This window comes from Chryseobacterium sp. UF-290, assembly GCF_058245615.1.
The window spans coordinates 363,866-377,747 of sequence record NZ_JBSICB010000001.1; the positions used below are offsets into that span (position 1 = coordinate 363,866).

The following is a 13,882-nucleotide window of genomic DNA, read 5'->3' on the forward strand; positions in this document are numbered from 1 at the left end:
AAATTAGCGAGATAAACATTCAGGTTATAAAAAAGAGACTGTCTCAAAAGTCAAATAATTCGGCTTTTGTCATTCTGACGAAGGAAGAATCTCATTGATGGTCAGTTGTTTGAGATTCTTCATTACATTGCATTTCATTCAGAATGACACTTTTGAGACAGCCTCTTGCTTTTTTGGTAATCATTTTGCCATACCTATTCTTCTCTCTTCAGCTGATCGATCTCGTTCTGCAGCTGAGTGATAATATCTTTTAAAGCTTTGATCTCATTTTTATTTGAGCTTACATTGCTTTTCAATATTACATTTTTTGCTCTTTCATTATGATCTTCTTCCTCCTCTTCATCGTTGATCTCTTCAATATCTTCCTGAATGTCTTCGATATCTTCATTGATCTCCTCAATATCCTCACTGATCTCTTCAATATCTTCCTGAATATCCTCGATATCTTCACTGATCTCTTCGATATCTTCCTGGATATCTTCAATTTTTTCGTGACTCTTGTTCACTGACATCTGAATAAAGATGGCCAGATAAATTGCTTCCAGAGAAAGTACCGTCGTAAGAATAAGAAGCATTTTGTCAAATTCAACAAGATCCACCATAGGAAGCAAAAAGGAAGTCAGAAAAAGCAGGGTATGTACAATCAGTGACTGAATAGATCCTATCCATGCTGTAATGCTGTCTGCTATTTTTTCAAGAATTTCTGTTTTCTCGTTATATTTTTTCATCCTTAGTTATTTTTTACAACAGTTCTTTAGTAACACCTAACCCGAACAATGCAAAATCATATTTTGCAGGATCATTTTCATCAAATTTGCGAATGACCACATCCAGTTCCTCCACGGTCTTCCAGTCATTCTGGGCTCTTGATACCAATCCTAATTTCCTGGAGATATTCCCCGTATGGACATCTAAAGGAATAGACAGGTATTTCTGATCTGTATGTTCCCAGATCCCAAAATCTACTCCCCGCTTATCTTTCCGCACCATCCATCTCAGAAACATGATGATCCTTTTGGCTGAAGAGTTTTTATAAGGTGAACTGACATGTTTATGACTTCTGTGCTTTTCAGCTTCCAGAAAGCTGCTTCTGAACCTTTCTATAGCATGCAGAAAATTGATTTCCGGTTCTTTGACTTCAAACAGGTTTTCCAGGCTTTCATGTTCTTTATAAATTCTGTTGAACTGTCTGATAAAATAGGAAAAATCCTGTCCGTTGAACGTTCTGTGAATACTTTTATCCTGAATATCTCTCAGATCCTTTTCGGAATAATTCAGCACGAAATCGTAAGGAGAATTCCCCATGATATCAAGCATTTTCTCCGCAGACTTAATGATCGATTTTCTGTTTCCCCAGGAAATGGTGGCGGCTAAAAATCCGGCAATTTCAATATCCTGCTTTACTGAAAAACGATGCGGAATCTGTATCGGGTCATCTTCAATAAAACCGGGAGCATTGTACTGGTCTGCCTTTTCGTCAAGAAAGCCCCTTAATTCTTCAAATCTCAGCATATATATTTTAAATCTTTACGCTTTCCAACGCTTTGGGTAAATAAGAGTTGGGAAAGATATTTCTGGCTTCATCGGTAAAAACGGTCAGATCTGCATATCTGTTCGAGAAATGTCCTAAAATCAATTTACCAACCTGTGCTTTCTGAGCGATCGTTGCCGCTTCCAGTGCTGTAGTATGTCCTGTATAATCAGCCATTTCCTTCAGATCATGTAAAAATGTAGATTCATGATACAAAACCGTTACATTTTTAATGATAGGAATTACACTCTCCAGGTACCGGGTGTCGCTACAGAAGGCATAAGATACAGAAGGAGCCGGATCTACCGTCAACACTTCATTTTTAAGAACATAGCCATCACTTAATACGAAATCTTTCCCCGCTTTTATATTGTGATAATCACAGGTTTCAATTTCACTGTACTTGGCGATCTCTTTCATATTAAGATGCCTGTCTTTGGGCTTTTCTTTAAAAAGGTAACCGTTGCAGTAAATTCTATGATCCAAAGGAATGGTATATACTTCCACCCTGTTGTCTTCATAGATTTTTTCAGAATAATCCTTATCGAGCTCATGATATACCACTTCAAAACCACGATGGGTCTCCGTAATCTGAAATATGGTTTCCAGCATCTTTTTAATTCCTTTCGGGCCGTAGACATGCAACGGATTTTCTCTTCCTAAGAGACGGAAAGAGGCAATAAGCCCCGGAAGCCCGAAACAATGGTCCCCATGGAGATGGGAAATAAAAATATGATTGATCTTTGAAAATCTCGCTTTTGCTTTTCTCAGCTGTACCTGTGTACCTTCTCCACAATCGATCAGGAAATGTCTCTCCTCCATTTCCAGCAGTTGGGCCGTAGGTGAGGAATTGATGGTCGGAATCGCTGAATTAAAACCTAATATCGTTAAATAAGTACTCAAATCAATAGTTTATTGTAACAAATGTACGACAGAAAATCTAAATAGATAATTTTACCTTATCGTTAAATTTAATCTGTCACTTTTAAAAAATCCATAAACAGATCCAGTGCCTGTCTACGGTGGCTGATCTTATTTTTATCTTCAGGATTCATTTCTGCAAAGGTTCTGTCGTTACCTTCAGGAACAAAAATAGGATCATATCCGAATCCTTTAAATCCTTTGTTTTCAGTCAATAAATTTCCATGAACCCTACCTTCAAAATATCGGGCTCCATTTTCATCATAAAAGCATAGAACAGTAACGAAATAAGCTTTCCTGTTTTCTATTCCCTGCAACTCCTCCAATACCTTTTCGATATTTTTAGCAAAATCATGGTCTCCTGCATAGCGGGCTGAGAATATCCCGGGTCTTCCGTCCAGAGATTCAACTACCAAACCGCTGTCATCTCCCAGGCTTGGAACTCCGGTTTTTTCAAAACAGTACTTTGCTTTGATCAGGGCATTGGCGTGAAAAGAATCACCATCTTCTACAATTTCCTCGTGAATATCATAATCTGTAAGACTTTTTACAGCACAATCATTTCCCAGGATCTGTTGGATTTCTTCTTTTTTATGTTCGTTGTGTGTCGCTACTAATAATTCCATTTCTATATTCATTTTCAATTTTACTTTTCAACGGTGATCCATTACATTTCGGCATAGTGTACTTTATACTTTTTCATAAAAAGATAATAGAATAAAGAAAAAAGTACAAGTCCTACGGCCAGTATCAGCCACTCTGAAACCTTAAAAGCCTGTGCAAAACTTTCATTTTTACCATAAAGCACCAGTAATGAAAGGGTCAGATTGTTAAAGCCATGCAACAGTATCGGTATCAGTAAAGATTTTGTTTTATCATATACCAGTCCCAGAACGCATCCCAACATTACGGCACTGATAAACTGCCATGGATTCCCATGAACAACTCCAAAAATAATGGAAGCATACAGAATTGCTTTCCAGGGTGCAACGCCTTTATTGATCAGTCCTTTCTGAATAATTCCCCTGAAGATAATTTCTTCAAAGATCGGGGCCATGATCACCGTCATAATAAGCATGATGACCGGATCATCGGTCAGCTGATTCATAAGCTGGACGAAATATTCGTAAAATTCTCCGAAAAAAGGTCCTGTGGTAGGGATCTGGGCGGTGACAAACTCTGAAATAAACATCATTCCCGCCATCATAGGAAAAACAAGGAGATAGGTGTAAAAATTGACTGATGAGAAATTGAAATTAAGCTTCATATTCGTCGTACGCCTTACAATAAAAAAATCAAAAAAAGCAATAGCCGTAAGGAATCCTACAGAATTGGCCACCATCAGAAACCAATCTTTAAGCTCAAGATTTTCTTTGAAAACAACTTTCCAAAAAGTACTGAAGAAGGAAACAGCCATCGTTCCTGCAAACAATCCAACCACCAAAGCAACAGCGCCCAACCATGTAAAAGTAAACTTCGGATACCTGCTATTTTCCATTCTTGTTCTGTAAAAGTTTATTGAAAACAAAGATAATTTTTTTGAGTGCTACAGGCAACTAAAAAAGAAAATACTTAAATTCGTGCCGCAACCATGGGTATCATCAAAACAAATACAGAATTATCGTTTCCAGGTGTTGGGTCTAAAATCAACAGATTCGTTACTTTTATTTTGCAGGCAACATTGTATTGGAAAGTATAGATTTCAATTTTGAATATGTCATTCTCAGCAACCAATATGAATTGTACCGCCATTTTCTAAAAAGCATTCAACACTTCCGTCCCGATCTGAAAATAAGCCCACAAACCATAGAACAATACAATCTTACTTCAGAACATCCGCCCGCCAATGAATTTGGAGTATTTGAGTATATCATGACGGCTTTTTTCTGTTTGTTGCTCTCGGATTGGTTTATGCTTTTATATTGATCATAAGGACTCTGGTTTGATGTGAAAAGTCGATGGCCAAAATACGCTGCGCGTGTGAATTTCATAGCACATTCCCAATTCACTATTGACTTTGGGCAGTAAAAACGGATTAATGATAAATGAGAATTTACGGTATTACATTCCCCCTTTTGTTTACGATTCTCAAACCCTCCTGCCCAGCAGCTCTTTAACCTAATAAGCATTGTTATCATTTAAATTTGAAAACTTCGTAAAAAATCACGATTTTTGCAACTTCAAAATACGATATGTCAGACTTAATCAAAGAAATACAAAAAAGAAAGACTTTTGGAATTATCTCCCACCCGGATGCAGGAAAAACAACTCTTACAGAAAAGCTACTACTTTTCGGGGGGGCAATCCAGGAAGCCGGGGCGGTAAAATCCAACAAAATAAAAAAAGGAGCGACCTCCGACTTTATGGAAATTGAAAGACAGAGAGGAATCTCTGTAGCGACTTCCGTATTGGCTTTTGAATATAAAGACCACAAAATCAACATCCTTGATACTCCCGGTCACAAGGACTTTGCGGAAGACACCTACAGAACCTTAACTGCCGTAGACTCTGTAATTGTTGTCATCGACGTTGCAAAAGGGGTTGAGGAACAAACTGAAAAACTGGTTCAGGTCTGCAGAATGAGAAACATTCCGATGCTGGTATTCATCAACAAGCTTGACCGTGAGGGTAAAGACGCTTTTGATCTTTTGGATGAAGTTGAACAGAAATTAGGATTAACGGTCTGTCCTCTTTCTCTGCCAATCGGTATGGGAAGTGACTTCCAGGGTATTTATAATATCTGGGAAAACAACATTCAGCTGTTCCTGGAAGAGAAAAAACAGAAAGTTGGAGATTCTATAAAGTTTGATGATATTAATGATCCTTCCATTGATGAAGTGATTGGTGAAAAAGCAGCAGCAACTTTAAGAGAAGAACTTGATCTGATCCAGTCTGTTTACCCGGAATTCAGCCGTGAAGACTATATGAAAGGTGATCTCCAGCCGGTATTCTTCGGTTCAGCTTTAAATAATTTTGGAGTCCGTGAATTATTGGATGCTTTCATCGACATTGCTCCAATGCCGCAGCCCAAAGAAAGTGATACACGTCTTGTAAAACCTGAAGAGAATACTTTCACGGGATTCGTTTTCAAGATCCACGCTAATATGGATCCTAAGCACAGAGACAGGCTTGCCTTCGTAAAAATCGTATCAGGAACATTCAAAAGAAATGAAAACTATTTATTGGTAAGAGAAGGCAAAAAGATGAAATTCTCTTCTCCCAATGCATTCTTTGCTGATAAGAAAGAGGTAGTAGAAGAAAGTTTCCCTGGTGATATTGTAGGGCTTCATGATACAGGAAGCTTCAGAATCGGAGATACCCTTACAGGTGGTGAAAAATTAAGCTTCAAAGGTATTCCAAGCTTCTCTCCTGAGCACTTCCGTTATATCAACAATAATGATCCTCTAAAAGCCAAGCAATTGGCTAAAGGAATCGATCAGCTGATGGATGAAGGGGTTGCACAGCTGTTTACCCTGGAAATGAACGGCAGAAAGATCATCGGTACTGTAGGAGCGCTTCAATATGAGGTTATTCAATACCGTCTGGAACATGAATACGGGGCTAAATGTACTTATGAGCCACTTTCTATGCATAAGGCATGCTGGGTGGAAGCTGATGAGAAATCTGAAGAATTTAAAGAGTTTGCAAGACTTAAGCAGAGATTCCTTGCGAGAGATAAATACAACCAACTGGTATTTTTGGCCGACTCGTCATTCACTATTCATATGACACAGGAGAAATTCCCTAATGTGAAATTACACTTCATCAGTGAATTTAGAGAGAATTAATGAAAGGGTGAAATCGCAAAAAGGCGAAATTGCTTAAAAAGTATAAGATCCGTAGAAATTTTCTGCGGATTTTTTCATGTCGAGTCCCTGGAGTAGAATTCTTATGTCTCCAACTGTGATATTCACCCTCAGTAAAAAATTCCTGAAAACTTATTACGTACGCTCCCGATAAGTAAAGCTCACTTTAGAAATAAATTCAGTATTAAATATATAGCGTTTTTTGATTATAGTTTTTCAACTTTAGAATTATCCACCTTAAAAATCCGGATCATCCAACATAGAGTATTTTGTAAAACTCTTGTAAAACAAATACAAATATCTGAAAATATGATCATTACAATTTTACTACGATAATACATTCTATTTACAATCTTTACAAGAGCCTCTCTCCTAATTTTACTTCATCAAAAAATTAATCTTATGAAAAAGTTCATATTACTAGTCGTGGTATCAGGTACCTTTATAATGTGTAAAAAGAATACTGTCCCGTCTCAGATCGAAGAAGCTGTACATTCCATAGACAGTGCCTCCACCATTGCTGCAGAAGCTATAGACAATGCGGGCAAAACAGCTGACCAGGCTCTTGATTCTGCCAGTATCAGAATAAAAGATTTTGAAAATACGAAGAACGATATTCAGCAGAAAATAGAAAACACCTCAAAAATGGTAGATTCCCTATCAGCGAAAATTGCTTCAACAAAGCTGGAATCCAAAATTGAGAAAAAAGATTCTGCTGCCAATACACCTGAAAAGATCGTTGTCAATGTCCCTGCCCCAAAAGTAATCAGAGAAACCAAAATCGTTTATAAGGACAAACCGAAAAACGACAGCTATGAGCTGAACATCAAGGACAGGATGGTAAAGTCAGGATATCTTTCTATAAAAGCGGATAATGCAGAAACGGTAAAGGAAATCATCAGAGAAGAAGCGATCAGAAATAACGGATATATTAAAAGTGAAAACCTTTCTTATGTAGAGTCTGCCAACCGACGGGAAGAAAATCAGAAGTTGTACAGCATGGACATCAAAGTACCCATCCAACATTTCGATGGTCTGATGGAAGCTTTAAACAGCAGTGTCGGGGATATAGAAACCAGAGACATTCAGGTTTCCGGACGGCAGTATGCAGACAACACCATTTGCAGCATCAACGTAAGTATCCTGGATAAAACCGGAGCAGAAAAGGAACCTAAAACTTTCGGTGGAAAATCGCTGGCCGCCATTGAATCCGGCTGGGATGTGATCATGTCCGTTTTCCTGTTTATCCTTCCGCTATGGCCTTTATTTCTTATTGCCGGTATCGGATATTATTTCTACAAAAAGAAAAACATTCCTAACAACGACGCCCAATAAATAGCAGATGTATCTTTGTAATGGATTTTTTTAATTTTTTTTTAATAATATTTAGAATTTTGAACAAATTCTTATTTTTAAATTTATCAAGATATTAATCATTACAAGCACCGGTTCATGAGCAAAAGACTCCCAAACTTCAAGTATGAATTAGAAAAAAAGAAGCCCAGACTAGGTCCCGGTGGAATCACAAGAGGTGTTTCTGTAAAGGAATTTAAAGCCTCTCAAAACCTTGCCGGAGTCAGTATGCATCTGGAGCCGGGAGCTATCCGTGAACTGCATTGGCATGCCAATGCAGCGGAATGGGGCTATGTTTTGGAAGGACAAATGCGGACCACCGTTATCGACCCGCAAGGAAATGTTTTTATTGATATTTTTAATCCGGGAGACGTCTGGTACTTTCCGAGAGGTTATGGACATGTTCTACAATGTATCAGCAGTAAAAGTTGTCATTTTATATTAATTTTTGACAATGGTGATTTTTCTGAAGATCATACCTTTAGCATTACAGATTTTATCTCCAGTGTTCCGGTAGAAATCGCGGCTCAGAATTTAGGATTGACTATAGATGAGGTAAAGCAGCTGCATCAGGGAGAAGCTTATTTTGCAAAATGTGAGCTTCCTGACATTCATTCCGGATTGGCTTCTGCAAGAAATGAAATCTCACTGGTCTCAAAACATCGGTATCCGTTAGGAGCTCAACAGCCCATAGTAGTTCCCGGAGGGGGATTACAGAGAGTGGTTACCCAAAAGGAATTTGAGATTGCCAAGACCATCACCGGAAGTATTTTCGAAATAGAACCCGGAGGGCTAAGGGAGCTGCACTGGCATCCCAATGCCGACGAATGGCAGTATTACATTCAGGGAAAGGCGGAAATGGGAGTTTTTCTGGCTGAGGGACAGTTTGTAAAGGATGAATTTAACAAAGGAGATGTAGGCTATGTTCCGATGGGAGCCGGCCATTATATCAAAAATACAGGAACAGAAAAGCTTATAGTTCTTCTTGGATTTAATAACGGTTTGTATGAAGCCATTGATCTCAGCAGCTGGATCAGTGGAAATCCGAAAGACATTTTAAAAGGAAATTTTGGGGTGGATAACGAAATTGTTGATCAGTTCCCGGCATCCGATAAACTTATTATCAAATAAACCTTCGTAACCGGACGAAATTCAAAATGAATCAGAAAATTTTTATTTTATATATTAATATTTTGTGATTGGGTGTAAAAATAAGGCTCTCAAATTGAGAGCCTTATTTATTTTTATTTCATGTTCACTACTTTGTCTACAACGAACTTTGTGTTTCCTCTCCACGGAAGAGCCCCATTGTATTCTTTGTAATGCAGGTCAAAAGTTTTACCACTGTTGTTTTCAAGCTGTCTGAAAACTTCAGGGTCATCTACAGAGAACTCAAACTCATAGCTTGTAATAGTTCCTGTTTTTCCTTTTCCGAAACCTTCCTGAATCAGTTTGCCTTCATAAGTTTTGAAAACATAGCCTTTTTTCATGGCATAATTCAGGTATCCGGATTTCACGCCTTCTCCGAAAACGAAGAAATACTTATACCATACAAATACTCCCAGTAACAGCAGTACGACACCGAGGGTGATCCACAAAGATTTTTTCATAAGCAGTGTGTTTTAAAATGTTTTATTTTGCAATGCTTCTTGAGATCACGATCTTCTGGATCTCAGAAGTTCCTTCGTAGATCTGAGTGATTTTTGCATCTCTCATTAATCTTTCTACGTGGTATTCTTTCACATATCCGTATCCACCGTGAATCTGTACAGCTTCAATCGTAGTATCCATTGCTACCTGAGAAGCATATAATTTTGCCATAGCACCGCTTTCAGAGATATCTTTTCCGGCATCTTTCTCACATGCCGCTTTGAAGCAAAGCATTTTTGCCGCTGTAATCTGAGTAGCCATATCCGCCAATTTAAACGCAATAGCCTGGTGGTTAATGATCTCCGTTTTGAAAGCTTTTCTTGTTTTGGCATATTTCAAAGCCAGCTCATAAGCTCCGGAAGCAATTCCCAAAGCCTGAGAAGCGATACCGATTCTTCCTCCATTCAATACTGCCATAGCAAAATTGAAACCAAATCCGTCATCACCGATTCTGTTTTCTTTCGGAACTTTTACATTATTGAAGATCAAAGAGTGCGTATCACTTCCTCTGATTCCCAGTTTATCCTCTTTTGGTCCGATTTCAAAGCCTTCCCATCCTCTTTCTACGATGAAAGCGTTGATTCCTTTATGCTTTTTCTCAGGATCTGTCTGAGCGATTACAATATAATAAGAAGCGGTACCACCGTTTGTGATCCAGTTTTTAATACCGTTTAAAAGATAATAATCTCCTTTGTCTTCAGCGGTTGTTTTCTGAGAAGTTGCGTCGGAACCTGCTTCAGGCTCAGATAACGCGAATGCTCCGATCACCTGCCCGCTTGCAAGAGGAGTAAGATATTTTACCTTTTGCTCTTCAGAAGCAAATTTTTCAAGACCGGCGCAAACCAATGAGTTGTTTACAGACATCACAACAGCTGCAGAAGCATCTACTTTTGCAATCTCCTCCATTGCCAGCACGTAAGAAACACTGTCCATACCTGCACCTCCGTATTTTGGATCAACCATCATTCCCAAAAGGCCCATTTCACCCATTTTCTTCACCTGCTCTGCAGGGAATTTCTGATCACGGTCTCTTTCAATAACTCCAGGTAATAGTTCGTTTTGTGCAAAGTCTCTTGCTGCCTGCTGAATCATCAGCTGTTCTTCCGATAAATTAAAGTCCATAAAAAAAATAATTAGATAGCCGTAAATTTACACTTTTTAAGCAAATCTGAAAATAGAATCAGTAATCAGGCATTATTAATCTGTTCACCTACATGAATTATGATAAAAAAACAGCATATTGATATGAGGAGCAGAGTATGTATAGTATTGATTTAATGTGTAGATTTGACAATTAAGAATATTTTAATTCCAGTATGATGACAGAACTTGAGCAGTATATTCAATCTTATTTTAAAGTTCTCCATCCGGAACCATTGAAACAGATAAGCTCACTTTTCAAACCGGCAATTTTGAAAAAGGGAGATTACTTTTTAAAAGAGGGAGAAGTATGTGATCAGTTATGTTTTATTCAATCCGGATTATTAAGGGTCTTTGCAGCAACAGATGGCAAAGAGATCACCCAATGGATTGCAACGAAAGGGTATTTTGGAACAGATCTGCCAAGTTTCTTTTTTAAACAGTCATCCCGCTGGACCATTCAGGCATTATCTGATACGGAAATTTATTTTATTACCAACAATGACTATAGTAAAATTACCAATATAGTTCCGACATGGAATGAACTGGAAAAAAATTTCATCATACAATGCTTTACCTATATGGAAGACCGTATTTTCAGCCACCTCTCCATGTCTGCTGAAGAAAGATATAACTCCTTTTTTGAAAACAACAAAGAATTATTTAATCAGGTCCCGTTACAATACATTGCATCAATACTGGGGATGGCTCCGGAAACTTTCAGCAGAATCAGGAGAAAACAGGTCATATAATTCTTGATTTTTATCAAGTGTATCCCTTGTTCTATATTTTAACTTTGTATTTGTTATTAAACACAAAAACAACATTATCATGTTTATAGGACACTTCGGTTTATCATTCGCCGCTAAAAAAGCAGCTCCAAAGGTTTCACTGCCAACTCTATTTATAGCCACTCAATTTGTAGACATTCTTTGGCCGTTTATGCTTATCTTTAATATAGAAAAAGTAGTAATTGTACCGGGGTACACTCAGGTGAATGCATACGAATTTCTTTATTTTCCATATACACACAGCCTTTTAATGGGAATTATTTGGGGGATTGTTATCGCATCCATATATTTTTTAATTAAAAAAGATATTCGCAGTTCTGTTGTCATTGGCTTATGTGTCCTTAGCCATTGGTTCTTTGATTTAATAGTTCATACTACAGACCTTCCCATTACTCCATTTGGGGATTATAAAGTGGGATTCGGGTTATGGAACCATGTTGCGGCCACCCTTATTATTGAATTTCTTATCTTTTTCGGCGGATTGTTTGTATATACATCCATAACAAAAGCTAAGAATAAAAAAGGCATGTGGGGACTTTGGGGATTGGCAATATTACTTGTGATTGTGACTCTCTCCAATACATTTGGACCTCCCCCGCCTGATTCTGTTAAAATTTTATTTATATCTTTTATCATCCTTATGATCATCATTATTGTTCTTGCTCGCTGGGTTGATAAAAACAGAGAAATAAAACCTTTGAAAGATCAGTAAAAATATCGTTACCCTCAATAAATGAGCAATTTAAAAGAAACAGGGAGTTCCTACATTTTTCCGAGCTGAATTTGAAATTAATATGTTAAGCATTCAACTAATCTATAATTCATAAGGTTCGGTTTTTTCAATTAAAAAAAATGCTTATATTTAAAATTCTTTAAAAATTGCTTAAAAAATCATGACAATCAAAAGATTATTCGATATTCCACACTACGCTTTAGAGAAATTTCCTAAAACGGATATGTTCGTAACGAAATATCATGGTGAATGGAAAAAAACTTCTACGCAGGAGTTTATAAATGAGGGAAATAAGGTATCCCGAGGACTGCTAAAGCTGGGCATAAAACCGGGAGATAAGATCGCTTTGATCACCACCAATTCCCGTACAGAATGGGCTATTATGGATTTTGGGCTTTCTCAGATCGGAGTCGTTTCCGTACCGGTTTACCCAAGCATTTCTCCGGAAGATTATGAATTTATCTTCAATAATGCCGAAATTCAGTACTGCTTTGTGTCAGACAAAGAGCTATTGAATAAAGTAATGAAGGTAAAACATAATATTCCAAGCCTTCAGGGAATCTTTACTTTCGATAATATAAGCGGTGCCGCCAACTGGAGAGAAATTCTGGACCTTGGAAAAGACGAATCTACCCAGATTGAGGTGGATGATCTGTCCAATGCCATTAATACTGAGGATCTGGCAACCATTATTTATACTTCCGGAACTACGGGAAAACCGAAAGGAGTAATGCTTACCCACAACAATATTGTTTCCAATGTATTGGGATCTATACCGAGAATTCCAAAGAAAAGAAGCCTGGATTACAAGGAAACCAGAGCCTTAAGCTTCCTTCCTATCTGCCACATCTTTGAAAGAATGCTGTTTTACCTTTACCAATACAATGGCTTTTCTCTCTATTTTGCTGAAAGCATCGAAAAAATGGGCGAAAACGTAAAAGAAGTAAAGCCTCATTATATGACCGTAGTCCCAAGACTGGTAGAAAAAGTATATGATAAGATCTACAATACGGGATCTTCTGCCGGAGGACTGAAATCAAAAATATTTTTCTGGGCTCTGAACCTGATCAGCAAAAAGAAAAGTATTTCAAAGCCATCCGGACTGCAAGAAATCATTGCCGATAAGCTTGTATTTTCTAAATGGAGAGAAGGTTTAGGCGGTGAAATCGTTACTTTGGTTTCAGGATCTGCCGCATTATCAACAAGATTGAATCTGATGTTCCAGAATGCCGGAATTCCTATTTTGGAGGGCTATGGCCTCACAGAGACTTCACCGGTAATTTCCGTGAACAGCTTTGATAAAATGAAAGTAGGTACGGTAGGGATTCCATTGGACAATCTGAAGGTAAAAATTCAGGAAGATGGTGAGATCACGGTAAAAGGGCCTTCTATTTTCAAAGGTTATTTCCGGAATGAAGAGATGACCAAAGAAGCATTTACAGAGGACGGATTCTTTAAAACCGGAGACATCGGTCATATCGACAGTGACGGATTTTTACAGATCACAGACCGTAAGAAAGAAATGTTCAAAACTTCGGGCGGAAAATATATCGCTCCCCAGACTATTGAAAACTTAGCCAAAGCATCCAAGTTCATTGAGCAGATCATGGTAGTGGGTGACGGAGAAAAAATGCCATGCGCCCTGGTACAGCCTGATTTTGAATTTGCGAAAAACTGGGCGATGAGAAACAATCTGAACATAGGTTCCACACCTGAAGAGATTGCCAAAAGCCCTGAGCTGAAACAAAGAATCGAAAAAGAAATTGACGGAATCAACGAACATCTCGGAAACTGGGAAAAGATCAAAAAGATCGAGCTGACTCCTGAAGTATGGAGCATTGAAACCGGGCTTCTTACACCAACCTTAAAGCTGAAAAGAAAAGCGGTAAAAGAAAAGTTTATCGCCTTGTATAATAGGATGTATGATCATCAGGAATAATATATGATATGGACCGCT

At 38.0% G+C, this 13,882-nt stretch carries 13 protein-coding genes; 6 read left to right on the forward strand and 7 right to left on the reverse strand.

The window, feature by feature from the left end; translation table 11 throughout:
* Positions 1 to 194: 194 nt before the first annotated feature.
* From AC4IF5_RS01565 to AC4IF5_RS01585, 5 genes are all read right to left on the reverse strand, one after another.
* A complete protein-coding gene (locus AC4IF5_RS01565; RefSeq protein ID WP_490731016.1) occupies positions 195 to 728 on the reverse strand; it encodes a DUF1003 domain-containing protein in 534 nt (177 codons plus the stop codon).
* Between the two features lie 13 nt (positions 729 to 741).
* Positions 742 to 1,512, reverse strand: coding sequence for a TIGR02757 family protein (locus AC4IF5_RS01570; RefSeq protein WP_490731018.1), 771 nt, complete (start codon positions 1,510 to 1,512; stop codon positions 742 to 744).
* 7 nt (positions 1,513 to 1,519) lie between these two features.
* Positions 1,520 to 2,434, reverse strand: coding sequence for a ribonuclease Z (locus AC4IF5_RS01575; RefSeq protein WP_490731020.1), 915 nt, complete (start codon positions 2,432 to 2,434; stop codon positions 1,520 to 1,522).
* A 68-nt stretch (positions 2,435 to 2,502) separates the two neighbouring features.
* Positions 2,503 to 3,078 (reverse strand): RdgB/HAM1 family non-canonical purine NTP pyrophosphatase, encoded by a 576-nt coding sequence (gene rdgB, locus AC4IF5_RS01580; protein WP_490731022.1) that lies wholly within the window; start codon positions 3,076 to 3,078, stop codon positions 2,503 to 2,505.
* Between the two features lie 41 nt (positions 3,079 to 3,119).
* A complete protein-coding gene (locus AC4IF5_RS01585) occupies positions 3,120 to 3,950 on the reverse strand; it encodes a CPBP family intramembrane glutamic endopeptidase (protein WP_490731024.1) in 831 nt (276 codons plus the stop codon).
* 694 nt (positions 3,951 to 4,644) lie between these two features.
* Between AC4IF5_RS01585 and AC4IF5_RS01590 the strand changes: the two genes are divergently transcribed.
* The 3 genes from AC4IF5_RS01590 to AC4IF5_RS01600 all read left to right on the forward strand — a co-directional run bounded on the left by AC4IF5_RS01590 (position 4,645) and on the right by AC4IF5_RS01600 (position 8,742).
* Positions 4,645 to 6,240, forward strand: a complete 1,596-nt coding sequence (locus tag AC4IF5_RS01590; protein WP_490731026.1) for a peptide chain release factor 3 — start codon at positions 4,645 to 4,647, stop codon at positions 6,238 to 6,240.
* A gap of 420 nt (positions 6,241 to 6,660) precedes the next feature.
* Positions 6,661 to 7,593 carry a DUF4349 domain-containing protein gene (locus AC4IF5_RS01595; protein ID WP_490731028.1) on the forward strand — a complete coding sequence of 311 codons (933 nt, stop codon included), beginning with the start codon at positions 6,661 to 6,663 and terminating at the stop codon, positions 7,591 to 7,593.
* A gap of 117 nt (positions 7,594 to 7,710) precedes the next feature.
* A complete protein-coding gene (locus tag AC4IF5_RS01600; protein ID WP_490731030.1) occupies positions 7,711 to 8,742 on the forward strand; it encodes a cupin domain-containing protein in 1,032 nt (343 codons plus the stop codon).
* Positions 8,743 to 8,855: 113 nt separating this feature from the next.
* Here AC4IF5_RS01600 and AC4IF5_RS01605 read toward each other — a convergent pair whose 3' ends face one another.
* Together AC4IF5_RS01605 and AC4IF5_RS01610 are read right to left on the reverse strand one after the other, a co-directional pair.
* A complete protein-coding gene (locus AC4IF5_RS01605; protein WP_490731032.1) occupies positions 8,856 to 9,221 on the reverse strand; it encodes a hypothetical protein in 366 nt (121 codons plus the stop codon).
* 22 nt (positions 9,222 to 9,243) lie between these two features.
* On the reverse strand, positions 9,244 to 10,383 hold the full coding sequence (locus AC4IF5_RS01610; RefSeq protein WP_490731034.1) for an acyl-CoA dehydrogenase: 1,140 nt from the start codon (positions 10,381 to 10,383) through the stop codon (positions 9,244 to 9,246).
* Between the two features lie 194 nt (positions 10,384 to 10,577).
* Here AC4IF5_RS01610 and AC4IF5_RS01615 point away from each other — a divergent pair, with 194 nt between their 5' ends.
* The 3 genes from AC4IF5_RS01615 to AC4IF5_RS01625 all read left to right on the forward strand — a co-directional run bounded on the left by AC4IF5_RS01615 (position 10,578) and on the right by AC4IF5_RS01625 (position 13,864).
* On the forward strand, positions 10,578 to 11,153 hold the full coding sequence (locus tag AC4IF5_RS01615) for a Crp/Fnr family transcriptional regulator (RefSeq protein WP_490731036.1): 576 nt from the start codon (positions 10,578 to 10,580) through the stop codon (positions 11,151 to 11,153).
* 79 nt (positions 11,154 to 11,232) lie between these two features.
* A complete protein-coding gene (locus tag AC4IF5_RS01620) occupies positions 11,233 to 11,904 on the forward strand; it encodes a metal-dependent hydrolase (protein WP_490731038.1) in 672 nt (223 codons plus the stop codon).
* 181 nt (positions 11,905 to 12,085) lie between these two features.
* Positions 12,086 to 13,864 (forward strand): AMP-dependent synthetase/ligase, encoded by a 1,779-nt coding sequence (locus AC4IF5_RS01625; RefSeq protein ID WP_490731039.1) that lies wholly within the window; start codon positions 12,086 to 12,088, stop codon positions 13,862 to 13,864.
* Positions 13,865 to 13,882: the final 18 nt, after the last annotated feature.